Source organism: Paracoccus denitrificans (assembly GCF_900100045.1).
In the GTDB taxonomy this organism is placed as follows: domain Bacteria; phylum Pseudomonadota; class Alphaproteobacteria; order Rhodobacterales; family Rhodobacteraceae; genus Paracoccus; species Paracoccus denitrificans.
The window spans coordinates 222493-247031 of the sequence record NZ_FNEA01000004.1 but is presented as its reverse complement, the minus strand read 5'-3'; the positions used below and the strand labels follow the sequence as shown (position 1 = coordinate 247031).

25 protein-coding genes are annotated in these 24539 nt (G+C 67.3%); 15 read left to right on the top strand and 10 right to left on the bottom strand.

From position 1 onward, the window contains the following. On the top strand, positions 1 to 890 hold an 890-nt coding region (locus BLT64_RS04920), incomplete at its 5' end, for a M24 family metallopeptidase (RefSeq protein ID WP_074810372.1). A 206-nt stretch (positions 891 to 1096) separates the two neighbouring features. Beyond that, entirely contained in the window at positions 1097 to 2173 is a 1077-nt protein-coding gene (locus BLT64_RS04915) for an ABC transporter substrate-binding protein (RefSeq protein ID WP_041529882.1), read from the top strand. Between the two features lie 345 nt (positions 2174 to 2518). On the opposite strand, the gene BLT64_RS04910 is transcribed toward BLT64_RS04915, so the two are convergent. Then, complete coding sequence (locus tag BLT64_RS04910) at positions 2519 to 2761, bottom strand: DUF2312 domain-containing protein (RefSeq protein WP_011748035.1); 243 nt, start codon at positions 2759 to 2761, stop codon at positions 2519 to 2521. 282 nt (positions 2762 to 3043) lie between these two features. Here BLT64_RS04910 and BLT64_RS04905 point away from each other — a divergent pair, with 282 nt between their 5' ends. The 5 genes from BLT64_RS04905 (at position 3044) to BLT64_RS04885 (ending at position 7223) form a co-directional block, all read left to right on the top strand. Then, positions 3044 to 3271: a hypothetical protein gene (locus BLT64_RS04905; protein ID WP_011748036.1), complete on the top strand. Its 228-nt coding sequence runs from the start codon at positions 3044 to 3046 to the stop codon at positions 3269 to 3271. 1 nt (position 3272) lies between these two features. Then, the gene (dtd, locus tag BLT64_RS04900; RefSeq protein ID WP_011748037.1) at positions 3273 to 3722 is read left to right on the top strand and encodes a D-aminoacyl-tRNA deacylase; all 450 of its coding nucleotides are present in this window, start codon (positions 3273 to 3275) and stop codon (positions 3720 to 3722) included. 221 nt (positions 3723 to 3943) lie between these two features. Further along, a complete protein-coding gene (locus BLT64_RS04895) occupies positions 3944 to 5344 on the top strand; it encodes a DEAD/DEAH box helicase (RefSeq protein ID WP_307724442.1) in 1401 nt (466 codons plus the stop codon). 83 nt (positions 5345 to 5427) lie between these two features. Beyond that, positions 5428 to 6006, top strand: a complete 579-nt coding sequence (locus tag BLT64_RS04890) for a thymidine kinase (protein WP_011748039.1) — start codon at positions 5428 to 5430, stop codon at positions 6004 to 6006. After that, positions 6003 to 7223: a cytochrome b/b6 domain-containing protein gene (locus BLT64_RS04885; protein WP_011748040.1), complete on the top strand. Its 1221-nt coding sequence runs from the start codon at positions 6003 to 6005 to the stop codon at positions 7221 to 7223. Before BLT64_RS04890 ends, BLT64_RS04885 begins: the two co-directional genes overlap by 4 nt. Positions 7224 to 7345: 122 nt before the next feature. On the opposite strand, the gene ndk is transcribed toward BLT64_RS04885, so the two are convergent. After that, entirely contained in the window at positions 7346 to 7768 is a 423-nt protein-coding gene (gene ndk / locus BLT64_RS04880; RefSeq protein WP_011748041.1) for a nucleoside-diphosphate kinase, read from the bottom strand. 129 nt (positions 7769 to 7897) lie between these two features. Between ndk and BLT64_RS04875 the strand changes: the two genes are divergently transcribed. From BLT64_RS04875 to BLT64_RS04860, 4 genes are all read left to right on the top strand, one after another. Further along, a complete protein-coding gene (locus BLT64_RS04875; RefSeq protein ID WP_011748042.1) occupies positions 7898 to 9745 on the top strand; it encodes an ABC-F family ATP-binding cassette domain-containing protein in 1848 nt (615 codons plus the stop codon). Between the two features lie 99 nt (positions 9746 to 9844). Further along, positions 9845 to 10573 carry a MipA/OmpV family protein gene (locus tag BLT64_RS04870; RefSeq protein ID WP_011748043.1) on the top strand — a complete coding sequence of 243 codons (729 nt, stop codon included), beginning with the start codon at positions 9845 to 9847 and terminating at the stop codon, positions 10571 to 10573. A 64-nt stretch (positions 10574 to 10637) separates the two neighbouring features. After that, the gene (locus BLT64_RS04865) at positions 10638 to 10997 is read left to right on the top strand and encodes an SUF system Fe-S cluster assembly protein (protein WP_011748044.1); all 360 of its coding nucleotides are present in this window, start codon (positions 10638 to 10640) and stop codon (positions 10995 to 10997) included. Beyond that, a complete protein-coding gene (locus tag BLT64_RS04860; protein WP_011748045.1) occupies positions 10994 to 11542 on the top strand; it encodes a sugar O-acetyltransferase in 549 nt (182 codons plus the stop codon). The genes BLT64_RS04865 and BLT64_RS04860 overlap by 4 nt, the downstream gene beginning before the upstream one ends. A gap of 6 nt (positions 11543 to 11548) precedes the next feature. On the opposite strand, the gene BLT64_RS04855 is transcribed toward BLT64_RS04860, so the two are convergent. Both BLT64_RS04855 and hemF read right to left on the bottom strand, forming a co-directional pair. Beyond that, entirely contained in the window at positions 11549 to 12109 is a 561-nt protein-coding gene (locus BLT64_RS04855) for a histidine phosphatase family protein (protein WP_041529884.1), read from the bottom strand. Beyond that, complete coding sequence (gene hemF, locus BLT64_RS04850) at positions 12109 to 12969, bottom strand: oxygen-dependent coproporphyrinogen oxidase (RefSeq protein ID WP_011748047.1); 861 nt, start codon at positions 12967 to 12969, stop codon at positions 12109 to 12111. The genes BLT64_RS04855 and hemF overlap by 1 nt, the downstream gene beginning before the upstream one ends. Positions 12970 to 13051: 82 nt before the next feature. On the opposite strand from hemF, the gene BLT64_RS04845 reads away from it, so the two are divergent. Further along, positions 13052 to 13465: a hypothetical protein gene (locus BLT64_RS04845; protein WP_041529885.1), complete on the top strand. Its 414-nt coding sequence runs from the start codon at positions 13052 to 13054 to the stop codon at positions 13463 to 13465. A 4-nt stretch (positions 13466 to 13469) separates the two neighbouring features. Here the strand turns inward: BLT64_RS04845 and BLT64_RS04840 are convergent, their stop codons facing one another. From BLT64_RS04840 to clpS, 3 genes are read right to left on the bottom strand one after another with little or no spacing between them, the layout of a single operon-like run. Continuing rightward, positions 13470 to 14279 (bottom strand): SDR family NAD(P)-dependent oxidoreductase, encoded by an 810-nt coding sequence (locus BLT64_RS04840; protein ID WP_011748049.1) that lies wholly within the window; start codon positions 14277 to 14279, stop codon positions 13470 to 13472. After that, the gene (locus BLT64_RS04835) at positions 14276 to 15310 is read right to left on the bottom strand and encodes a class I SAM-dependent methyltransferase (RefSeq protein WP_011748050.1); all 1035 of its coding nucleotides are present in this window, start codon (positions 15308 to 15310) and stop codon (positions 14276 to 14278) included. Before BLT64_RS04835 ends, BLT64_RS04840 begins: the two co-directional genes overlap by 4 nt. A gap of 3 nt (positions 15311 to 15313) precedes the next feature. Then, on the bottom strand, positions 15314 to 15631 hold the full coding sequence (gene clpS / locus BLT64_RS04830) for an ATP-dependent Clp protease adapter ClpS (RefSeq protein ID WP_011748051.1): 318 nt from the start codon (positions 15629 to 15631) through the stop codon (positions 15314 to 15316). A 282-nt stretch (positions 15632 to 15913) separates the two neighbouring features. On the opposite strand from clpS, the gene BLT64_RS04825 reads away from it, so the two are divergent. Beyond that, a complete protein-coding gene (locus tag BLT64_RS04825; protein WP_307724443.1) occupies positions 15914 to 17548 on the top strand; it encodes a serine hydrolase in 1635 nt (544 codons plus the stop codon). A gap of 192 nt (positions 17549 to 17740) precedes the next feature. Here the strand turns inward: BLT64_RS04825 and BLT64_RS04815 are convergent, their stop codons facing one another. Both BLT64_RS04815 and BLT64_RS04810 read right to left on the bottom strand, forming a co-directional pair. Beyond that, complete coding sequence (locus BLT64_RS04815; protein ID WP_041529887.1) at positions 17741 to 18196, bottom strand: Lrp/AsnC family transcriptional regulator; 456 nt, start codon at positions 18194 to 18196, stop codon at positions 17741 to 17743. A 2-nt stretch (positions 18197 to 18198) separates the two neighbouring features. Next, on the bottom strand, positions 18199 to 18654 hold the full coding sequence (locus BLT64_RS04810) for an Lrp/AsnC family transcriptional regulator (protein ID WP_011748054.1): 456 nt from the start codon (positions 18652 to 18654) through the stop codon (positions 18199 to 18201). A 127-nt stretch (positions 18655 to 18781) separates the two neighbouring features. On the opposite strand from BLT64_RS04810, the gene ilvC reads away from it, so the two are divergent. Next, on the top strand, positions 18782 to 19804 hold the full coding sequence (gene ilvC / locus BLT64_RS04805; protein ID WP_011748055.1) for a ketol-acid reductoisomerase: 1023 nt from the start codon (positions 18782 to 18784) through the stop codon (positions 19802 to 19804). Positions 19805 to 20105: 301 nt separating this feature from the next. Next, positions 20106 to 20978: a DMT family transporter gene (locus tag BLT64_RS04800; RefSeq protein WP_011748056.1), complete on the top strand. Its 873-nt coding sequence runs from the start codon at positions 20106 to 20108 to the stop codon at positions 20976 to 20978. A 54-nt stretch (positions 20979 to 21032) separates the two neighbouring features. Here the strand turns inward: BLT64_RS04800 and dnaE are convergent, their stop codons facing one another. Next, on the bottom strand, positions 21033 to 24503 hold the full coding sequence (gene dnaE, locus BLT64_RS04795; protein WP_011748057.1) for a DNA polymerase III subunit alpha: 3471 nt from the start codon (positions 24501 to 24503) through the stop codon (positions 21033 to 21035). Between the last annotated feature and the right edge of the window lie 36 nt (positions 24504 to 24539).

Below are 24539 nucleotides of genomic sequence, written 5' to 3'. Positions count from 1 at the left end.
AGATCGCCGGCAGCGCCAAACGCATCGGCATCGAGTTCGACCATGTCAGCATCGACCTGCTCGCCCTGCTGAAATCCGAATTCCCCGGCGTCGAGTTCGCCGACATCGCCGCCCCCGCCATGCGGCTGCGCATGGTCAAGTCCGCCGAGGAGATCGCCCATATCGCCGAGATGGCCCGCATCGCCGACCTGGGCGGCGCCGCCTGCCTCGAGGCCGCCGCCGTCGGCACCCCCGAGCACGAGGTGGCGCTGCATTCCACCGCCGCCATGGTGCGCGAGATCGCCAGGACCTGGCCGCATGCCGAATTGCTGGACAGCTGGACCTGGTTCCAGTCCGGCATCAACACCGACGGCGCCCACAACCCCGTCACCTCGCGCAAGATCCGGCGCGGCGACATCCTGTCGCTGAACTGCTTTCCCATGGTCGCCGGCTATTACGTGGCGCTGGAGCGCACGCTCTTCGCCGAGGAGGCCAGCGACGAACATGTCCGGCTGTGGGAGTTCAACTGCAAGGTCCACGACCGCGGCAAGGAACTGCTGGTGCCCGGTGCGAAATGCTCGGAGATCGCCGCCGAGCTCAACGAGATGTATGCCGCCGAGAACCTGCTGCAATATCGCAGCTTCGGCTATGGCCACAGCTTCGGCGTGCTGTGCCACTATTACGGCCGCGAGGCCGGGCTGGAGCTGCGCGAGGATTGCGAGACGGTGCTGGAGCCCGGCATGGTCGTCTCGATGGAGCCGATGATCACCATCCCCGAGGGCATGCCCGGCGCCGGCGGCTATCGCGAGCACGACATCCTGGTGATCGAGGAGACCGGCAACCGCAACCTCACCGGCTTCCCCTACGGACCAGAGCACCTGATCGTCAAGGCCAAGGCCAGGGCCGCCTGATCCCGCCGACCGCCGGAACACCCGGCAGGCGGATCGCGCAACGGCGGTCCCGACCGCCCCAACCGGCCCGCATCCCAAACGGGCCGGACAGGATGCCCGCTGCCGGCCGGCAACACGCCCCCCGATACGGCCCCGGACGAAGGGCCGGTCCATGCCACTCCCCCCTGCCAATGAAAAAGCAAGAACATCCAACAGGAGAGCCATCCATGAAAGAACGCCTCATCTTCACCACCGCACTGACGCTGCTCGCCACCACGGCCGCGGGACAGGAGATCACCGTCATGTCCTGGGGCGGCACTTACGGCCAAAGCCAGGTCGAGGCCTATCACAAGCCCTTCACCGCCAAGACCGGCATCAAGATCGTCTCGCTCGACAGCGACAACCCGGCGATCCCGGTCAAGGCGCAGGTCGAGGCGGGCAATGTCTCGACCAATGTGGCCGATGTCGAATATGCCGACGCGATCCGGCTGTGCGACGAGGGGCTGCTGGAGCCGATCGACCCGGCGATCCTGCCGCCCGCACCCGACGGCACCCCCGCGACCGAGGACTTCCTGCCTCAAGGTCTCAGCGATTGCGCGGTGGGCTCGATCGTGTTCTCGACGATCTTTGCCTATGACGCGACGAAATATCCCGACGCCAAGCCGCAGACCATCGCCGACTTCTTCGACACGCAGAAATTCCCCGGCAAGCGCGGGATCAAGAAGGTGCCCAAGGCCGTTCTGGAAGTGGCATTGATGGGCGACGGCGTGCCGGCGGACCAGGTCTACGAGGTGCTTGGCACCCCCGAGGGCGTCGACCGCGCCTTCGCCAAGCTCGGCAGCATCAAGAAGGACACCGTCTGGTGGGAGGCCGGCGCACAGCCGCCGCAACTGCTGGCCGATGGCGAGGTGGCGATGACCATGGCCTATAACGGCCGGATCTTCGGCGCCGCCGTATCCGAGGGCAAGCCCTTCGAGATCGTCTGGGACGGGCAGGTCTACGAATACAACCTTTTCGTCATTCCAAAGGGCGCCCCGAAGCAGGACGAGGCGCTGGAATTCATCAAGTTCGCGACCGACACCCAGCGGCTGGCGGATCAGGCGAAATGGATCAGCTACGGCCCGGCGCGGAAATCATCGGCCGAGCTGGTGGGGCTCTACCAGGACGGCAAGACCGAGATGGCGCCGCATATGCCGACCAATCCCGACAACATGAAGAACGCGCTGGGTTCGTCCTATGAGTTCTGGGTCGACCACGAAGCGGAGCTGGTGGAGCGCTTCAGCGCCTGGCTCAGCGCCAGTTGACAGGCTGGCAGCGGGGGCCGGCTCCCTCGCTGCCCTTTCCGCCGCAGCCCGCCTGCCGGAAATCCGGGCCGTCCGCCTTGGATCGGGCGACGATTGCGACAGCGGCACCCGGGAACGAGTTGCCGGAACCGATCGCGCAGCACCGGCTTGGCGCCGGGCGCGAACGAGGCGGGCAGACGAAGCCTATGGCCGGGCGCGCGGCAGGCGCGGCGCGCCCGGCCCAGCCTTCCGGCGATCCCGAACGGCCCGAACCTGCGACCGCAAGGCGCGGGCAGGATCGCCCATCCCGTCCGCCCTGCCCCCGCAAGACCCTGCGCAGCCTGTCCCGAACCGGGGCCGCGGGCCTCAGACCATGTTCAGGGCCTGCTTGTAGATCTCGAGCACCGCTTCCTCTTCGGCGACCTGGTCCTTGTCCTTCCTTCTCAGCGAGATGATGGTCCTGAGCGCCTTGGTGTCGTAGCCGCGGCTCTTGCTCTCGCTGTAGACCTCCTTGATCTGCTCGGCGATGTCCTTCTTTTCCTGCTCCAGATGTTCGATGCGCTCTACGAACTGCCGCAGCTCATCCGCGGTCACCTGATACGAGTCCATTTCCTGCTCCATTTCACTTTCTCACGGGCGGATAATGCGCATTCAGGCCGCCGTCAAAGGACAGCCGCGTCACGAGCGCCGTCCGGGGGCTCGGTCGCGTCCTTCCCCTCGGCATCGGGCCCGCTCGCATGGCTCGACGATCCGGCGCAGCTTGCCGGCGGCGATGCCATAAGCGTTGTCGTCCTGCATGCTCCGCTCCTTCGGGTGCAGGCGCGGGTCTAGGCGGTCTTGCGGGCGGGTGCAATCGCCGCTAGGCCGTCGCAGGCAGACGGAGGCGAAAACATGACGATCTGGGACGGGCTGATCTGGGGCGGAACCGCGCTGACGGTGATCGGGCTGGTCGCGCTGGCCTGGTGCATCGTGACCGCCGCGCGCGCCAAGGCGCGGATCGCCGACGACGACCAGATGCGCGCCACCATGCGCAAGGTCGTGGCGGTGAACATGGCGGCGCTGGCGGCCTCGGTGCTGGGGCTGATGCTGGTCGTCCTTGGCATCATGCTGGGCAAGTGAGATGCGCGCTCTGATCCAGCGGGTCAGCCGGGCCGAGGTCACGGTCGAGGGCAGCAGCATCGGGCGCATCGGGCCCGGCCTTCTGGTGCTGGTCTGCGCCATGCGCGGCGATCCCGAGGACGCAGCCGAGAAACTGGCCGCCCGCGTGGCCAAGCTGCGCATCTTCCGCGACGAGGCCGACAAGATGAACCGATCGGTGCAGGACATTGGCGGCGCGGTGCTGGTGGTCAGCCAGTTCACCCTGGCCGCCGACACCCGCACCGGCAACCGCCCCGGCTTTTCCAGCGCCGAGGCGCCCGAGCGCGGCGAGGCGCTGTATCTGCGCTTTGCCGAGGCGCTGCGCGCGCTTGGCCTGCCGGTCGAGACCGGGGCCTTCGGCGCCGACATGAAGGTGTCGCTGGTCAATGACGGCCCGGTGACGATCTGGATGGATTCCGCAGACCGCGCTTGACTTTCGTCGCCAGAACCCTCATTTGCGACAAGTTGCCGCCCGCTGCCGCGTGAGCAGCCGACGCCCTAGCGTCAAGGTCGGCACCGATTTTCCGGTTTCCCATTCACGCGGGGAGGCTGCGGGCATTACCGTATCCACGCCCGCCCCTCGCAACCAGCCGTGCGATTCGCGCGGCCCCTGCCATGCGCGCCGATACGCGGGCGACCTGGCCGAAAGACGTTATGACCAACGAAACCACCCGCCCGAACCGTTCGGGCAATCCCCGCGCCCAGCAAGGCGGCAAGCCGCGTTTCCGCAGCGACAAGCCCAACACCAACCACCGCCGTCACCGCGCCGAGCCGGAGGAGAAATTCATCCGCCGCGCCATCCCCGAGATCGACACCGCCTTCACCCGCATGGGGATCGATGCGCGCGTGGCGATCAACCTGCCCGGCCTGGGGATCGAGACCCCCTCGCCCATCCAGGAGAAATCCATCCCCGGCATCGTCGCCGGCCGCGACCTTCTGGGCCTTGCCCAGACCGGCACCGGCAAGACGGCGGCCTTCGGCCTGCCGATGCTGACCCGGCTTCTGAACATCGGCCGCAAACCCGAGCCCAGGACCTGCCGGGCGCTGATCCTGGCGCCGACCCGCGAGCTTGCGACCCAGATCGCCGAGAATATCGACAATTACGCCATCGGCACGCCGATCCGGCAGTTCCGCGTCGTCGGCGGCGCCTCGATCAACGTGCAGGTCCAGCGGCTGGAGCGCGGCGTCGACGTGCTGATCGCGACGCCGGGCCGGCTGATCGACCTGATCGAGCGCGGCGCCATCGACCTGTCGCAGACCAGGTATCTGGTGCTGGACGAGGCCGACCAGATGCTGGACATCGGCTTCATCCACGCGCTGCGCCGCATCGCCAAGATGCTGCCGCGCGAACGCCAGACGCTGCTGTTCTCGGCCACCATGCCGAAGCTGATGGAGGAACTGGCCGACAGCTATCTGAACGATCCCTTGCGCGTGGCGGTGAACCCGCCCGGCCAGGCGGCGGAAAAGATCGACCAGGGCGTGCATTTCGTCAACCAGGGCGACAAGGCGACGCTGCTGGCCGAATACCTGTCCAAGCATGTGGACGAGTTGGCCATCGTCTTCGGCCGCACCAAGCACGGCTCGGAAAAGCTGTGCAAGCTTCTGGACAAATGGGGCTTCAAGGTTGCCGCCATCCACGGCAACAAGTCGCAGGGCCAGCGCGAGCGGGCCTTGGCCAGCTTCCGCGCCGGCGAGACCAAGGTGCTGGTCGCGACCGACGTGGCGGCGCGCGGCCTCGACATTCCGCAGGTGGCGCATGTCTACAACTACGACCTGCCGAACGTGCCGGAAAACTATGTCCACCGCATCGGCCGCACCGCGCGCGCCGGGCGCGACGGGCGTGCCATCGCATTCTGCTCGCCCACCGAGATCGGAGAGCTGCGCGCCATCGAAAAGGCGATGAAGGCCAAGATCGCCGTGGTCGGCGGCGAGGAGCCCTTCGAGGCGGCCAAGATCCGCGAGCGCGGCGGTCCCGCCGGCCGCCCGGCCCAAGGCGCACGCAAGCGCCCGGCCCGGCGCCCCTCGCGCGCACCGAAAACGGCGCAGCGGGCCTGATCCCGCCCAGATACGCGCAAACGTGAGCCGCCGCCCCGTCGCGGCGGCTTGCGACCCCCTCGCCGTCGCGGCTATCTGCCGGCATGGCCAAGCTTTACTTTCATTATTCCACGATGAACGCCGGCAAGAGCACGCTCTTGCTGCAAGCGTCCTACAACTACCGCGAGCGCGGCATGGCGACGCTGCTGTTGACCGCGGCGCTCGACGACCGCGCCGGTGCTGGCCAGATCGCCAGCCGCATCGGCATCGCCGAATCCGCGCTGGGCTTCACCCCCGAGGCCGATCTTTTCGCGCTGATCCGGACCCGCGGCCGCGACGCCGCCTGCATCTTCGTCGACGAGGCGCAGTTCCTGACCGAGCAGCAGGTCTGGCAGCTTGCCCGCGTCGCCGACGATCTTGGCCAGCCGGTGATGTGCTACGGTCTGCGCGTCGATTTCCGCGGCCGGCTGTTTCCCGGCTCGGCGGCGCTGCTGGCGCTGGCCGACGACCTGCGCGAAGTGCGCACCATCTGCCACTGCGGACGCAAGGCCACCATGGTCGTGCGACAGGACGAAGGGGGCCTCGTGCTGCGCGAGGGCGCGCAGGTCCAGATCGGCGGCAATGAAACCTATGTCTCGCTCTGCCGGCGCCATTGGCGCGAAGCGATGGGAGAAATCCGATGAAGGCCAGCAACACCGCCCGCGCCTATGGCTGGGTCGCCCGCTTTTTCCACTGGACTGTGGCCGTCCTGATCCTGGCCGCCATCGCCGTCGGGCTTTACGCGGACAATCTGCCCGAGGGCGGGGAATCGCAGCTCCAGGCGATCTTCGCCGCCTACTCGCTGCACAAGACCGTGGGCATGGCGGCGCTGGCGCTGGTGGCGCTGCGCATCCTCTGGACGCTGACGCAGCCGAAGCCCCGTCCCCTGCATCCCGGGCGGCGGCTGGAGACCCTAGGCGCCGAACTGGTGCATTGGGCGCTGTGGATCGGCATGATCGTGATGCCGCTGTCGGGCTGGCTGCTGCATTCGGCCGCGCCGGGCGGCTTTGCCCGCATCCTGTGGCCCTTTGGCCAGCGCCTGCCCTTCGTTCCCGAGGATCTGGCGCTTTCCGAGCGCTTCGCGGCCTTTCACGAATTCGGCTGGTGGCTGCTGGCCGGGTTGATCGCGCTGCATGTCATTGGCGCGCTGAAACATGCGATCATCGACCGCGACGGCACGATGAACCGCATGGCCGGCGATCCCGGCCGCGCGCCCGAGCCTCCGGCTGCGAGGCCCGGCGTCCTGCCGCATGTGCTGGCCGCCATGGCCGCGCTGGCGATCTGGGTGGGGGTCGCCTTCATTCCCGCCGGCTCTTCGGACATGCAGGAACCGGCCGCTGCCGCATCTGTCCCCGCATCCACCCCTGCGACCGTGCCGGAAGCGGGCTGGGCGGTCGAGCAAGGCACGCTGGAGATCGAGGTCACGCAGGCCGGCAGTGCGGTCGCGGGCCAGTTCGGACAATGGCAGGCCGATATCGTCTACGACCCGGAAAGCCGCACGGGTCGGGTGGCGGTCAGCGTCGACATCGCCTCTCTTACCCTGGGCGCAGTCAGCGACGCGGCCAAGGGGCCGGATTTCCTGAATGCCGCCGCCCATCCGGTCGCCACCTTCGAGGCCGAGATCCTGCCGCCCCCGGCCGAGGACCAGCCGCATGTCGCGCATGGCCGGCTGACCATCGCGGGCCAGACGATCGAGACCGACCTGCCCTTTGCGCTGACAGTTCAGGACGATGTGGCGCAGGCGCAGGGACGGATGCGCGTCGACCGCCGCGATTTCGGCATCGGCGCCGGCTATGCCGACGAAGGCACCGTGGGCTTCGGCGTCGAGATCGGATTCGCCCTGAGCGCAAAGCAGCAATAGGCGAAGGGGCGGCCCTGTCGGGCGGCCCTTTCCTTGCCAAACGGTGAGCGCATGACGTGAAAAAGGCCGCCTCGATCGGCGGCCTTTTCCGATGAGTATTTGGGGAACGAAGAAGCCGGGGCTCAGCCGACCAGTTCGAGGCCCGAGAAGAAGAAGGCGATCTCGCGCGCGGCGGCCTCGGGGCTGTCCGAGCCGTGGACCGAGTTTTCGCCGACCGAGAGGGCGAATTCCTTGCGGATGGTGCCTTCGTCGGCATTGGCCGGGTTGGTCGCGCCCATGACTTCGCGGTTCTTCAGGATGGCGCCCTCGCCTTCCAGGACCTGCACCACGACCGGCTCGGAGGTCATGAATTCGGTAAGTTCGCCGTAGAAGGGGCGTTCCTTGTGCTCGGCATAGAACTGGCCGGCTTGCGCCAGCGTCAGCTGGATGCGCTTCTGCGCGACGATGCGCAGGCCGGCTTCCTCGAACTTGGCGTTGATCTTGCCGGTCAGGTTGCGCTTGGTGGCGTCGGGTTTGATGATCGAAAGCGTGCGTTCGATGGCCATGTCGGTCGTCCTTTTCCTTGTTCCGGCCGCAGGTGGCCCGGAAATCCGCGCCCCGTTAACATGCGCCGCGACGCTTGAAAAGCCGGCGCGGCATTGACGCCCGCCGCGGCTTGCGCCATGCGGGGGCGCATGCTGCGCATCGACGACATATCCTATTCCATCGCCGGACGACCGCTGTTCGAGCACGCCTCGGCCACCATCCCCGACGGCCACAAGGTCGGCCTGGTCGGCCCGAACGGCGCCGGCAAGACCACGCTGTTCCGGCTGATCCGGGGCGAGCTGTCGCTGGACGGCGGCGCCATCACCCTGCCGCCGCGCGCCCGCATCGGCGGCGTGGCGCAGGAAGCGCCGGGCACCGCGACAAGCGTGCTGGACACGGTGCTGGCCGCCGATGCCGAGCGCGCCGGGCTGATGGCCGAGGCCGAAAGCGCCACCGACCCCGCCCGCATCGCCGAGATCCAGACCCGGCTTGCCGACATCGACGCCTGGTCGGCCGAAGCGCGGGCCGCGACCATCCTGCGCGGCCTGGGATTCTCGACCGAGGACCAGGCGCGGCCGACCGCCGATTATTCCGGCGGCTGGCGGATGCGCGTGGCGCTGGCCGGCGTGCTTTTCTCGCAGCCCGACCTGCTGCTTCTGGACGAGCCGACCAACTATCTAGACCTGGAAGGCGCGCTGTGGCTGGAAAGCTATCTGGCGCGCTATCCCCATACCGTCATCGTCATCAGCCACGACCGCGATCTTCTGAACCGCGCCGTCGGCCATATCCTGCATCTCGAGGAACGCAGGCTGGTGCTGTATACCGGCGGCTACGACAGCTTCGCCCGGACGCGGGCCGAAAAGCGCGCCCTGCAAGCCGCCGAGGCGAAGAAGCAGGATGCCCGCCGCGCCCATCTGCAAAGCTTCGTGGACCGTTTCCGCGCCAAGGCCACCAAGGCCCGGCAGGCTCAGGCCCGCATCAAGATGCTGGAGAGGATGGAGCCGATCACCGCCCCCGAAGAGGCGAGGTTCCACCGCTTCGGCTTTCCGCAGCCCGACCAGCTGTCGCCGCCCATCGTCTCGCTGGACGGGGTGACGGTGGGCTATGACGGGCGGGCCGTGCTGCGCCGGCTGAACCTGCGCATCGACCAGGACGACCGCATCGCGCTTCTGGGCCGGAACGGCCAGGGCAAGTCCACGCTGTCCAAGCTGCTGGCCGGCCGGCTGGAGGCGATGGAGGGGCGGATCGCGCGCTCGGGCAAGCTGCGCATCGGCTATTTCGCCCAGCATCAGGTCGATGAGCTGGAGTTGGGCGAGACGCCCATCGCCCATGTCCGCCGCCTGCGCCCGGACGAGCCGCCGGCGAAGCTGCGCGCCCGTCTGGCGGGATTCGGGTTGATGGAGGCGCAGGCCGAGACCCGCGTCGGCCAGCTTTCCGGCGGGCAGAAGGCGCGGCTGTCGTTGCTGCTGGCCACCATCGACGCGCCGCATCTGCTGATCCTGGACGAGCCGACCAACCACCTGGACATCGAAAGCCGCGAGGCGCTGACCGAGGCGCTGAACGACTATACCGGCGCCGTGGTGCTGGTCAGCCACGACATGCACCTGCTGAACCTGGTGGCGGACCGGCTGTGGCTGGTCGATCAGGGCGCGGTCAGCCCGTGGCAGGGCGACCTGGACGATTACCGTCGCATGCTGCTGGCCGGCGAGGAGAAACCCGAGCCCAAACCCGAGGCGAAGCCGGCGCCGAAACGCCCGCCGCGCGAAAGGATCATGGAGTTGCGCGCCGAGGCGAGACGCGCCGAGGAACGGGTCGGAAAACTGACCGCCATGCTGGAAAAACTGGACGCCATCATGGCTGATCCCGCGACCTATGGCGACGCCCAGAAGGCCGAGGCCTGGGGCCGCAAGCACGCCGAGGCCAGCGAGGCGATGCTGCGGGCGGAAGGCCTGTGGATGGAGGCACTGGAACGGCTGGAGGAAGCCGAGCGGGCCTGAGCGCAACAGCCACGGATTATTGTCTAAAATCCGACAGAACCCGCTTGCCTGAAGGGGCGTTTCGACGCAGGGTTCCGGCCGATTTGATAGGGATTCGCCATGACCCGGATTGCCGCGCTTGCGCTTGTTGCCGCCACCGCCCTGAGCCAGCCCGCGCTGGCGCAGTCGCTGGGGCGCGAGCTTTCGTTCGATGCCGGGCTGGGCGTGAAATACAGTCCCGAATTCATGGGTTCGGACAATCTGGATGCCTCGCCCTGGCTCATCCTGCGCAATGCCGATGCCGACCGCGGCAAGGACGACGGGTTCTCGATCCTGCCCTCGCTGAATTATGTCGGCAAGCGCGATGCCGGCGATTCCGAGGATCTGCGCGGCATGGAGGATATCAGCCGCGCCGGCGAGATCGGCGTGAAGCTGTCCTGGCGGGTGGGCGATCTGACCAGCTACGGCGCCGTCCGCAAGGGCTTTGGCGGCCATCACGGCGTGGTGGGCGAGTTGGGCGCGAAATACCGCTTCGAGGCCAGCGACAAGCTGACGCTGTGGACCGGGGCCGAGCTGGGCCTGGGCGACCAGGACTTCACCGGCACCTATTTCGGCGTCGGCGAGGGAGAGGCGCTGGCCGACCGGCCCGAATACAATCCCGACGGCGGTGCCTATATCGCCCGCATCAGCGTCGAGGCGCGCTATGAGTTCATGCCCGACACGGCGCTGATGGGCCGGCTGACCTATGGCCGGCTGCTGGGCGATGCCGGCGATTCGCCCCTGGTCGAGACGCGCAGCCAGCCTTCGATCAGCATCGGCGTGGCGCGGCGGCTGAACTTCCGCTTCTAAGCGGCACTGGACCCCGGAAGGCACAAGTCCTATATCATTGCCAAGATTTTACAGGACACGCCGCATGAGCACCGAAAACCTCAAGGAAGGCGATCCGCTGATCGCGCCCTCCACGACGGACCACCCTCTCTACGACAGCGTGGTCGAGGCCTGCAAGACCGTCTACGACCCGGAAATCCCGGTGAATATCTTCGATCTGGGGCTGATCTATACCATCGACATCAGCGACGAGAACGCCGTGCGCATCGTCATGACCCTGACCGCACCGGGCTGCCCGGTGGCGGGCGAGATGCCCGGCTGGGTCGCCGATGCGGTCGAGCCGCTGCCCGGCATCAAGCAGGTCGATGTCGAGATGACCTTCCAGCCGCAATGGGGCATGGACATGATGTCCGAGGAAGCCCGCCTGGAGCTTGGCTTCATTTGACCGCGCGCGAGGACATGCTGGCCGGCCGGCCCTATAACCCCGGCGACGGCGAGTTGGTGGCGATGCGCAAGGCCGCGCAGGGATTGATGCGCGACTACAATAACACGATCATCGGCGACAAGACCCGCGCCCGCACGCTGACCCAGCTGCTGGGCACGTGGAACGGCGCCGTGATCCGCACCCCCTTCCATGTCGATTACGGCAAGCATATCCATTTCGGGCCGGATTGCTTCGTGAATTACGGCTGCTTCTTCATGGATATCTGCGAGATCCGCATCGGCGCGCGCTGCCAGTTCGGCACCGCCGTGCAACTGCTGACCGAGGACCGGCCGCGCGACCGCGAAAGCCGGGCCACGGGCGAGGAATGGGGCAAGCCCATCGCCATCGGCGACGATGTCTGGGTGGGCGGCGGCGCAATCGTCCTGCCGGGCGTGTCCATCGGCGACGGCGCCATCGTCGGCGCCGGCGCGGTGGTGACGCGCGACGTGGCGCCGGGGACCACCGTGGTCGGCAACCCGGCCCGTCCGCTGCCGCCGAAATCCTGACCCCTGCTAGAAGAAGACCCGGTGCCGGCCGCCGCTGACCAGATGCAGCGCACCCTGCATCACCGGCATTTCGGCCAGACGCTCCAGCGGCAGGCCCATTGCCACCAGCCGCAGCATCCGCAGGGTGATGCCATGCGTCACGATCAGCGCCGGGCCGGTCAGATCGCCCAGGAACGCCCGCACCCGCGCCTCGAGCCCGGAGAAATGCTCGCCCCCCGGCGCGCGGTCGTACCAGCCGAGCCCGCCGCAGGCAAAGACCTCGGGATGGGCGGCGCGCAGGTCCGATGACAGCCTGCCGGCAAAGGCGCCGATATCGATCTCGTGCAGCCGCTCGTCCAGGGTGAAGCCCCGCCCGCCGAAAACGATGCCGGCCGTCTGCCTTGCCCGCCCGGCGGTGCTGGCATAGCGCGCCGCGCCCCGCAGGTCGCGCACCAGCCAGGCCAGCCGGCGCGCCTGCGCCTCGCCCAGCGGCGTCAGCGGCGAATCCAGCCGGCCCTGCATCCGCCCTTCGGCATTCCAGACCGTCTGGCCGTGCCGCATCAGGTAGAGGTCGGGCCAGTCCGGCATCAAACCCATTTCGCCATGGGCGGCAGGCTCATCAGCACGGCCTCGGGGTCGTGGCCGGTGGCCAGGCCGAACTTGGTGCCGCGGTCATAGACCAGGTTGTATTCGGCATAGAGCCCGCGATGGACCAGTTGCGCATCCTTTTCGGCCTCGCCCCAGGGCTCGGCCATGCGTGTTTCGGCCAAGGGCAGGAAGGCGGGCAGGAAAGCCTCGCCCACCGCCTTGGTAAAGGCGAAATCCGCCCGCCAGTCGCCCGTGTTCAGGTCGTCGTAGAAAATGCCGCCGACGCCCCGCGCCCGGCCGCGATGCGGGACAAAGAAATACTCGTCCGCCCAGGCCCTGAAGCGGTCGTAGTAATCCGCACCATGCGGGGCGCAGGCCGCGCGCAGCGTGGCGTGGAAATGCGCCGTGTCCTCGGCCCGCTCCAGGCAGGGGTTCAGGTCGGCGCCACCGCCGAACCACCAGGCGCCGGGGGTCCAGAACATGCGCGTGTTCATGTGAACCGCCGGCGCATGCGGGTTCTGCATATGCGCGACCAGGCTGATGCCCGAGGCCCAGAAGCGCGGATCGGCCTCGATCCCCGGCACGCCGCGCGCCGCCATGGCCTGCCGGGCGGCCGCAGACAACTGGCCATGCACCGCCGACCAGTTCACGCCGACCTTCTCAAAGACCCGGCCGCCGCGCATCACCGACATCAGCCCGCCGCCGCCGTCCTCGCCGCGCCGGGTCTCGCGGATCTCGAAGCGGCCGGGCGGCACGGCGCCGGGACCACGATCCTCCAGCGCCTCGAAGGCGGCGACGATCCGGTCGCGCAATGCCCGGAACCAGGCCGCGGCCTCTTGTCGCTCATCCTGCATTTCCATGGGTTTGCCTCCGCATTCGTGAATTGCCCCGCCTGCGGGGCGGGCTTATGCTTCCTTGGCGAAACAACTAGAGATCCCGGCCATGACCCGCAACATCCTGCTTGCCCTGATGCCTGTTCTGGTTGTCGCAGGCTGCGGAACCCCGCAAGAACAATGCATCAGCCGCAATACCCGCGAATACCGCACCGTCTCGAACCTGCTGACCGAGGTCGAGGCCAATCTGGCCCGCGGCTATGCCTGGGAGGAACGCACGGTGATGCGCACCCGCTGGGAGGATTGCCGCTATGTCTGGGTGGACAAGGACGGCAACCGGCGGCTGGGCTATCGTCCCTGCATGCGCGACGTCGCCGATACCGAGCGTTACCGCGTGCCGATCGACCCGGCGGCCGAGACCCGCAAGCGCGACAACCTGCTGGCGCGCAAGCAGGCGCTGACGCCGTCGGCCCGCTCTGCCGTCGATGCCTGCAAGGCCGCCTATCCCGAAGAGAAGAAATAAGGGCTCAGTAGACCCCGGGCGCCAGCGGGTCGCCCAGGCTGCGGCCGCCATCGACGCGCAGGATCTGCCCGGTGACAAAGCTCGACGCCTCGCTGGCCAGGAACTGCACCGTCGCCGCCAACTCGTCCGCGCCGGCGATCCGGCCCAGGGGTGTCGCCGTCACCATGCGCTCGCGCAGGCCCGGATCCTCGCGCAGCTTCAGTTGCAGGTTGTTCGACATGATGCTGGCAAAGGCCACGCCGTTCACGCGAATCCGCTTGGGCGCCAGGGCCGAGGCCAATGAGCGCGTGGCCTGCGCCTGCGCCGCACTGGCGATGGAATAGGCCAGCATCTGCGGCTGCGGCCAGTCGGCGGCCAGCGAGGTGACGTTGACGATGGCGCCGTGCTGGATCGCATCCTCGTCGGCCTCTTCGGCCTGGGCCATCATGCGCTTGGCGACCATCTGCGACAGGCGCAGGCCCGAACTCATGTTCTGGCGCAGCATGTCGCCCAGCAACTCGTCGTTCACCGTCAGCGGGTCGCAGCCCTGCACCATGCGATGCGCGTTGACCAGGATATCCACCCGGTCGAAGGCGTCGATGGTGGCCGAGACAAGATTGGCCAGCGTCAGTTTCTGGCTCAGGTCGCCGGCAAAGGCGCGCACCGGCCCCTCGCCCTCGGCCTGGTCGCCCAGTTCGGTCATCAGCGCCGGCTCGTCGCTGTCGGCGAACATGACATTGGCGCCCGCCTCCTCGAAATGCCGGGCGATGGCCAGGCCGATGCCCCGCGCCGCCCCGGTGACGATGGCGGTCTTGCCCTGGATGGACAGGCTCATCTTCTCCTACCTTTCGGCTGCGCGCCCTTCGGATGCGGACGACCGGCCGCGGGACGCCGCGCGCCCGAGGCGGTCAGGATCTTGAAGCGTGAATTACCGCCCAGTTCCGAAACCTCGGCAAAGCATTCCCGCAGCGCCTGCTCATAGGGCAGATGGCGGTTGGCGACCATCCACAGCCGCCCCGCCCCGGTCAGCAGCCCCGCCGCCGCGCGGATGAAGCCGGCGCCCAGTTTCGGATCGGCGGCGCGGCCCTCATGGAAGGGCGGGTTCATGATGACGCCGTTCACCGGCTCGGGCAGGCGGAAATCCAGCGCATCCGCCCAGTGGAAACGCGCGCGCGGATCGGCGATGTTGCGCCGCGCGCAATCCAGCGCCGCGGCATCGGCCTCGACCAGATGCAGCAGTTCGACGCCGGGATGGCGCAGGATTTCGGCCGAGAGCCAGCCCCAGCCCGCGCCCAGGTCGACGATACGGGTCGGCAGCTTCTCGGGCAGCGCTGCCGCCAGCGCCTGCGAGGCCGGGTCGGGCCCGTCGGCCGAGAACACCCCCGGCCGCGTCACCATGCCGGGCGCGGCCTCGTGATCGCGCGCCGCCCAGCCCTCGGGCAGCCAGCCGGCTTCGGGCAGCGTCACGCGAAAGATCTTGCCATGCGCCCGCGACTGGACCTCGTCCACCGCAGCAAGGCCGCGCATTTCCTTCAGCACCGCATCGACGCCATCGGTCTTTTGCCCGTCGATCCACAGCGACGCCCCCGGCGCCAGCCGCGCTGCCGCGTCGGCGATCCGCGCCCGCGCCTCGGCCCGCGCTCGCGGCAGGAACACGACGGCGGCGTCGAAATCGCCGGAAGCCTCGGTCACCACATCAAGCCCGCGCGCCTCCAGCGCCCGATGATCGGGGTAAAAGCCCTGCACGATCTGCACCCGCTCGGGGTCGAATACGGAAAGATCGGTCGCGGCACCCGCGCCGATCAGCAGCATGCGTCCTTGGGGCGGCGTGCCGCCAAAGACCAGTTCCAGCCGTGATCCTGCCAATTTCTACTCTTTTTCCATGGTGCATTGCAGCGGATGCTGCTGGCGGCGGGCCAGTTCCATGACCTGCGCCACCTTGGTTTCGGCGATCTCGTGCGAAAAGACGCCGACGACGGCGATCCCCTTGCGATGGACCGTCAGCATGATCTCGATCGCCTGGGCATGGTTCATGTTGAACAACCGCTCAAGCACATGCACGACGAACTCCATCGGCGTGAAATCGTCGTTCAGCAGCAACACCTTGTACATCGGAGGCCGTTGCGTGCGGGGCCTGGTCTTGACCCCCAGTTCGACCTCTTCGCGGTCCCCGGGTCGGTTGGTCATCTGCGGATTGGTCACGACGCTCGTATCAGGATATGGACGGTTCTGGGACCGAATATAGAGGCTTTCCCCGCGCTTGATAAGCCCCGCCCCCGCGGCCCGGTCCGAAAGCGCCGGCAACCTGCGGCAGATTGCGTCGCAAGGCCGCAAACTTGCAGTTCCCGAACGCGGCAAGGCGTGTTATTGTCACTTTATTAATGAAGGGTCCGCATAATGAACGGACCCTCAGAGGCAGAAGAGACCGGGACAGTGAGCAGAATCGCAAGAAACGTCCGCTTGGGACTGATGATCCTATTCGCCTGGGCGCTGCCCATGGCGGTAGCCGCCGCCCCTTTCGCAGCCTTCGTCATGGATGCGCGAACCGGGCAGGAAGTCTATGCGCAGAACGCGGATACGCGGCTGCATCCGGCCTCGCTGACCAAGATGATGACGCTTTACATGGCCTTCAACGCCATCGAGCGGGGGCAGGTCCGGCTGGACAGCAAGTTCCTGGTGTCCAGCCATGCCGCGGCGCAGCCGCCCTCGCGGCTGGGGCTGAAACCGGGCCAGCGGATCGAGCTGCGCTACCTGATCCGCGCGGCGGCGGTGAAGTCCGCCAACGACGCGGCCACGGTGATCGGCGAGGGGCTGGCCGGGTCCGAGGCGAAATTCGCCGCGCAGATGACCCAGATGGCCCGCGCGCTGGGGATGCGCAACACGAATTTCCGCAACGCCAACGGGCTGACGGCCGAGGGGCATTATTCCACGGCGCGGGACATGACCGTCCTCGGGCGCCGCCTGTTCTACGATTTCCCGCAATATTACTCGATCTTCTCGCGCCGTTCGGCGGATGCGGGGATCGCCACCGTCGCCAGCACCAACAAGCGCTTTCTCGACAGCTATGAGGGCGCGGACGGCATCAAGACCGGCTACACGCGGGCGGCCGGCTTCAACCTGACCGCCTCGGCCAAGCGCGGCTCCAAACGGATCATCGCCACTGTGCTGGGCGGCACCTCGACGGCGCATCGCAACCAGGTCATGGCGCAACTGCTCGATGCCGGCTTCGGAAAGGCCCCCACCCGTGTGCGAGAGGTGAAGCCCGCGCCGCCGCAGCTGGTGGCCGAGAAGAAGGTGCGCCGCACCGTGCAGGTCGCACGCGCCGAACCGCGCCAGGCGGTGGCGAACGTGCAGCTTTCCACTTCCGACCGGCCGGTGGCGCGCGCCTCGACCGCCGCGGTGGTGACCCCGGCGGCGATTTCGGCCGCGGTCTCGCGCGCCCAGGCTACGGCGGCACCCGCACCTTCCGGCGGCGGCAGCACCCTGACCGCCAGCGCCCGGCCGACGCGCAAGCCCGGCACCGGCCAATTCGCCAATGCCGCCATGGACCCCGAGATATTGGCCCGTGCGGCCCGTCCCGAAGCCCGCCCGGAAGAAGGCGACACCTCGGAAACGGTCGCCGAACCGCTGAATGCCGCCCGCCCCAAGCCCTCGCCGCGAGGCGATCGGTCGGCCGAGCTTTCCACCCCGGCCGCGGGCTCGCCCTCGCTTTTCGTGCAATCGACCCAGCCGCAGCCGGAAAGCATGGCGCTTCTGGACACGCCCGCACCCGCGCAGCGGTCCGAGACCATCATCCTCGCCTCGCTGGACCCCGACGAGGAAACCGCCCCGCAAGCGACCGAGATCGTTGCCCGCGGATCGGGTTCGGGCGGCAAGAACTGGGGGGTCTCGCTGGGCCTGTTCCGCTCGCAACGCGAGGCCGAGCAGGTTCTGCTGAAAACCGCCCTTCAGGAAAGCGGCGCCCTGGGCAGCGCGCTCAGCCGGGTCGCCAATACCAAGCGCGGCTTCGAGGCGAACTTCGTCGGCATGAACCGGGAAACCGCCGAACTCGCCTGCGGCCGGATCGCGGCGCGGCAGCAGGATTGCCGGATCATCGGCCCGTGAACCGGCTATGCGCGACCCTTTCCCAAAGGGTCGCGACCAAGCGGCGAAGCCAGCCGCTTGCAGGGTCTTGACGGCTTTCGAGCGGATCCCATATCTCGCCGAGGACAGTGCGGAATACGAACAGAACCGCCTGCCCGCTCTTCGACCGGACCCGGGCAAATGCCACTCCTTCGTGGACGAGGCTGATTGCCGCTAGAGCGGCCCCGGTCGCCGCTCTTCCGAAAGCATGACGTTCGCCTCGACCTGGCCCACGCCGGGCAGGGTCATGATGCGACGGCGCAGGATGCGCTCGAAATCCGCGATGTCGCGGGCATGAATGCGCAGCCGATAGTCGAACTGGCCCAGCACATGCTGCACCACCTGCACCTCGGGGATCGCCGTCACCGCGCGTTCGAAATCCTCCAGGCTGACACGGCCCTTCACCGCCAGCCGGATGCCCAGGAACACCGTGACGCCGAAACCCAGGGCGGCCTCGTCGACCACCACGCGACGCCCGGCGATCACCCCGGCATCGCTCAGCCGCCGGATGCGCCGCCAAGTCGCGGGCTGGGTCAGGCCAAGCGCCCGGCCGATCTCGGCCGCGCCGCGAGTAGCGTCCTCGGCCAGAAGCCGCAGGATGGCAAGGTCGGTCGCATCCGGGGCCAGCACGCTCACAGCGGCAACTCCTGCACATCCTTGATGGTCGAGACCAGCATCAGCGCATCGCTGTCGGCCACATGCGGCAGGGTCAGGATGCTTTCGCGGTAAAGCTGCTGCCAATGCGCCATGTCCCGCGCGATCACCGACAGCCGCAGGTCCACCGAGCCAAGGAAGGTCTGGATCTCGGTCACCTCGGGCACGCGGCGGGCGGCGGCGATGAATTCGTCGAAGGCGCGCGGATGGGTCTTGTCCAGCGTGAAACGCAGGCTGACCTGCACCTCGTAGCCCAGCTTGCGCCAGTCGATCCGGGCCTCGATGGTGCGGATCACGCCGGTTTCGCGCATCCTGTCCAGCCGCCGCCACAGGCTTGCGGCGGTCACCCCTGCCCGCTCGGCCAATGCGGCGTTCGGAATATCGGGATCGGCCAGAAGCTGGCGCAGGATACGGCGATCGGTTACATCGGGCATGATTATCTCATCTCTGCGCCTTTATTGGCATGATACTTATCGAAATACCAGAAAATCCGCGAAGATTGCACAGAACCACGACGGTAACGCTGCTAGAACCCTCGCATCGAAAGTGAGGGAGATCCCTATGCGTGTCTATTACGATCGCGACTGCGATGTGAACCTGATCAAGGACAAGAAGATCGCCATGCTGGGCTATGGCAGCCAAGGCCATGCCCATGCGCTGAACCTGCGCGATTCCGGCGCCAAGAACCTGGTCGTCGCGCTGCGCGAGGGCTCCGCCTCGGCCAAGAAGGCCGAAGCCGAGGGGCTGAAGGTCATGGGCATTGCCGAGGCCGCCGCCTGGGCCGACCTGATCATGTTCACCATGCCCGACGAGCTGCAGGCCGAGACCTACAGGAAATACGTGCATGACAACCTGCGCGAAGGCGCCGCCATCGCCTTTGCCCACGGCCTGAACGTGCATTTCGGCCTGATCGAGCCGAAGCCCGGCGTCGACGTCATCATGATGGCGCCCAAGGGTCCGGGTCACACCGTGCGCGGCGAATACACCAAGGGCGGCGGCGTGCCCTGCCTGGTCGCGGTGCACCAGGATGCCACCGGCAAGGCCATGGATATCGGCCTGAGCTATTGCTCGGCCATCGGCGGCGGCCGCTCGGGCATCATCGAGACCAATTTCCGCCAGGAGTGCGAAACCGACCTGTTCGGCGAGCAGGCGGTGCTGTGCGGCGGCCTGGTCGAGCTGATCCGCATGGGCTTCGAGACCCTGGTCGAGGCCGGCTACGAGCCGGAAATGGCCTATTTCGAATGCCTGCACGAGGTGAAGCTGATCGTGGACCTGATCTACGAAGGCGGCATCGCCAACATGAACTACTCGATCTCGAACACCGCGGAATACGGCGAGTATGTCTCGGGCCCGCGCGTGCTGCCCTATGAAGAGACCAAGGCGCGGATGAAGGCGGTGCTGACCGACATCCAGACCGGCAAGTTCGTGCGCGACTTCATGCAGGAGAACGCCGTCGGCCAGCCGTTCTTCAAGGCGACCCGTCGCATCAACGACGAGCACCAGATCGAGAAGGTCGGCGAAAAGCTGCGCGGCATGATGCCCTGGATCTCGAAGGGCAAGATGGTGGACAAGGAGCGCAACTGAGCGCGACAGAGAAAGGCCCCGCGAGAGCGGGGCTTTTTTCGTTAAGGGAAGGGGGCGAGCGGGTTGGCCATGGGAGATGGCTGCAATGGCAGAAAAGCGGCCGGCCGGATCTTGATGCCACTACCTGACAATGATTAAAATTCCGGTATCGACTGAGTGGTGACTAGGGTTCCGGGCGATCCGCCGCAGGACCGAGCGTTGCAGAGACCGGGGGAGTTCCCTGGCTGCACCCAAGGGACAAAAGCCCAGGGGAGGAGACGTCGAGATCAACCGCGCCATACCGGCGCATAAGGGGGTCTCAATGACGCTTGCCTCGCTGTTTCTTGTCGTTCTCGCATCCTTTGTCCATGCAAGCTGGAATCTGCTTGCCAAACGGGCCGCATCGGTCGGGCCGGTCTTCGTCTTCGCCTACAATCTGATTGCCTGTGTCGCCTATGCCCCGTGGGTCCTGTATCTGCTGACGAAGGGCAGCATCATCTGGACATTGACAGGCATCGGCTTCGTCCTGCTCAGCGGGCTGATCCATTTGGCCTACAGCCTGTGCCTGCAACGCGGCTATCAGGTTGCAGATCTGTCGGTTGTGTATCCGGTAGCGCGTGGCACCGGGCCGATGCTTTCGACTATCGGAGCCTTCCTGATCCTTGGCGAAACACCATCTGGCACAGGCCTGATCGGGCTGGTCCTGGTCGTCGCCGGCATCATGCTGATCGCCACACAGGGCAAGCTGGCGGCCTTCACCCGTCCCGGCGGGCAATCGGGAGTGCGTTGGGGGACTGCGACCGGCGGGCTGATCGCCTGCTATACGGTGGTCGACGCCTATGCGGTGAAGGTGCTCGGTATTGCGCCTGTGGTGCTGGACTGGTTCTCGAACCTCTTGCGCTTTTTCCTGCTGCTGCCGCTGGTTCTTGCAAATCCCCGGCGTGCGATCGAGGCAATGAGAGGGCATTGGTGGACAGCCCTTGGTGTGGGCCTGCTATCGCCGCTATCCTATATCCTCGTCCTCGCCGCACTGACAGGCGGCGCACCGCTCAGCCTTGTCGCACCGATGCGCGAAATGTCGATGATGGTGGGCGCTTTGCTGGGGATGTTGATCTTGCGCGAGGCGGTCGGACCATGGCGGCTTGCCGGCTGCGGCGTGCTGATCGCGGGCGTAATCCTGCTGTCCGCCTCCTGATGTCGCGAGCGTCGGCGATGGGGCTCAAAGCCACGCCGCCCCCGCCCGAGCCCCCTACTCCTCGACCACCTCCAGCACCCCCGGGACGACGCGCAGCGCCTGGCGGGCGGGGGTGGTCAGGGGCGCGTCCTCGGCGATCTCGATATCGACCAGATCGGCGCCGTCCTTCAGCCGCAGCGAGATGGGACCGCGGGCGCGAGCGGGGGCGTTGAGCTCGGCCTGGATGCGGGCCAGCGCCTCGGCGATGCCGGGCACGGCGTCCAGCCCGGCGATCTCGACCGCCAGGCGGTTCGCCCCGGCATCGGCCACCGCCTGATCCAGCGGCATGACCGAGCGCGCCAGCAGCTTGACCTGATCGCCCGAAGGTTCGACCTGCACCTGCAAGACCACGTTCGCACCCGGCTCCAGATGCTGGCGATGGGCGTCCAGCGTGTCCGAGAACACCGTGACCTCGTAAAGCCCGGTCGGATCGGACAGGCCGACAAAGGCAAAGCGGGTGCCGCGCGCAGATTTCTTTTCCTGGCGATGCGCAACCGTGCCGGCAAGCTGCGCCACCAGCGCCCCGTCGGCCGCCGCCTGCGTCACCTCGGCGAGCGTCTGCACCCCCTTGCGGCGCAGCGCCGGCTGATAGTCGTCCAGCGGATGGCCCGAAAGGTAGAAGCCGACCGCCGCATGTTCCTCGGCCAGCTTCTCGGCCGGCATCCAGACGGGCGCGGCGACCGGACGCGGCGGCGGCAGATCCTCGCCCCCGCCGAACAGCGAGGACTGGCTGGAGGCCGCCGCCTCCTGCACCGCCGTGGACCAGGCCACCAGCCCGTCCAGCGATTTCAGCACCCGCGCCCGGTTCGGCTCCAGCGCGTCGAAGGCGCCGGCGCGGGCCAGCATCTCCAGCGGCCGCTTGCCGACCCGGCGCATGTCCACGCGGCGGGCGAAGTCGTGCATGTCGGCAAAGGGACGCCCGGCGCGCGCCTGCACGATCAGGTTCATCGCCTCGACGCCCACGCCCTTGAGCGCGCCGAGCGCATAGAGGATCTTGCCGTCCTTGACGCTGAACAGGGCCTCCGAGCGGTTCACGCAAGGCGGCACCGTCTCGATCCCCATCCGGTCGGCCTCGCGCTTGTAAACGGCCAGCTTGTCGGTCAGGTGGATATCGCAGTTCATCACCGCGGCCATGAACTCGACCGGGTGATTGGCCTTCAGCCAGGCGGTCTGGTAGCTGACCACGGCATAGGCTGCCGCATGCGATTTGTTGAAGCCGTAATTGGCGAATTTTTCAAGAAGGTCAAAGACCTCTCCGGCCTTCTTCGTGTCGATTCCCTGCGCCTTGCAACCCTCGACGAATTTCGGCCGTTCCTTGGCCATCTCCTCGGCGATCTTCTTGCCCATGGCGCGGCGCAGCAGGTCGGCGCCGCCCAGCGAATAGCCGGCCATGACCTGCGCGATCTGCATCACCTGTTCCTGATAGACGATGATGCCCTGCGTCTCGGCCAGGATGTCGTCGATCGAAGGGTGAATGGATTCAAGGGGTCGCAGACCGTTCTTCACCTCGCAATAGGTCGGGATGTTCTCCATCGGGCCGGGACGATACAGCGCCACCAGCGCCACGATGTCCTCGATGCAGGTCGGCTTCATGCGCCGCAGCGCGTCCATCATGCCCGAGCTTTCGACCTGGAACACCGCGACCGTGCGGGCGCTGGCGAAAAGATCGTAGCTGGGCTTGTCGTCCAGCGGGATGGCGTTGATCTGGTTCTCGGCCCCCTTGGCGGGCTCGTAAAGCTGGCGCCCGTCTGCCGCGACATGCAGCGGCCGGCCGCCGTCGTTGATCAGGTCCACCGCGTTCTGGATCACCGTCAGGGTTTTCAGGCCCAGGAAGTCGAACTTGACCAGCCCCGCCTGCTCGACCCATTTCATGTTGAACTGCGTCGCCGGCATGTCCGATGCCGGGTCGCGGTAAAGCGGCACCAGCCGGTGCAGCGGCCGGTCGCCGATCACCACGCCGGCGGCATGGGTCGAGGCATTGCGCAAGAGCCCCTCGATCTTGGCGGCATAGTCCAGCAGGCGGTTCACCACCTCTTCCCTGGCCGCCTCGCGCAGGCGCGGCTCGTCGGCCAGCGCCTTGGTGACGCTGACGGGCTTGACGCCCTCGACCGGGATCATCTTGCTGAGCCGGTCCACCTGGCCAAAGGGCAGCTGCAGCACCCGGCCCACGTCGCGCACCGCGGCCTTGGACAAGAGCGCGCCGAAGGTGATGATCTGGCCCACCTTGTCGCGGCCGTATTTCTCTTGCACATATTGGATCACCTCCTCGCGGCGATCCATGCAGAAGTCGATGTCGAAGTCGGGCATCGAGACCCGCTCGGGGTTCAGAAACCGCTCGAAGAGCAGGCTGTAACGGATTGGATCCAGGTCGGTAATCGTCAATGCATAGGCGACCAGCGAGCCCGCGCCCGAGCCCCGGCCCGGCCCGACCGGGATGTTATGTTCCTTGGCCCATTTGATGAAATCGGCGACGATCAGGAAATAGCCGGGAAAGCCCATCTGCTCGATGATGCCCAGTTCGAAGCGCAGCCGCTCCTCGTATTCCTCGACCGTCGCGGAATGCGGGATCACCGCCAGCCGGGCGCGCAAGCCATCCCAGGCCTGGCGGCGCAGTTCCTCGACCTCGTCATCTGCAAAGCGCGGCAGGATGGGCTTGTGCTTCTTGACGGCAAAGGCGCAGCGGCGGGCGATCTCGACGGTGTTTCGGATCGCCTCGGGCAGATCGGCGAACAGCGTCGCCATCTCGGCGGCGGACTTGAAGTAGTGCTGCGGCGTCAGCCGGCGGCGCGGCGCGGTCTGGTCGACATAGGCGCGTTCGGAAATGCAGATCAGCGCGTCATGCGCGTCGAACAGCTCGGGCTTGGGGAAATAGACGTCGTTGGTGGCGACCAGCGGCAGGTCGAGCGCATAGGCGATGTCGATCATGCCGCCTTCGGACCCTGTCTCCTCGGGAACCGGCTGGCCCTCGGCATCGTGATGGCGCTGCAACTCGACGTAAAGCCGTGTCGGGAAGGCGGCCGCCAGCCGCTCGGCCAGCGCGCGCGCCTCGGCCTGTCGGCCTTGCAGCACCAGTTGCCCCAGCGGGCCGCCGGCGCCGCCGGTCAGGCAGATCAGCCCCTCGGCATGGGCCGCGAGTTCCTCGGGCGTCACATGCGGCAAGGCATGGTCGTCGCGCAGGTAGAGGCAGGTGGAAAGCTCCATCAGGTTCAGCCAGCCCGCCTCGTTCTGCGCCAAGAGCACGACGGGGCCGGTCGCCTCGGCAGCAAGCGTCACCTGGCAGCCGATGATCGGCTGCACGCCCGCATCCTGCGCCTTGACCGAGAATTCCAGCGCCGCGAACAGGGCGTTGCTGTCGGTCAGCGCCACGGCGGGCATGCCGTTCTGCGCCGCAAGATCGGCGAGTTTCTTGACCGGCACCGCGCCTTCCAGCAGCGAATGTTCGGAATGTGTGCGCAGGTGGATGAATCGGGGAGAATTTTCCGGCATGGCGCCAATCTAGGGGCGACCTGCCCAACTGCGCAA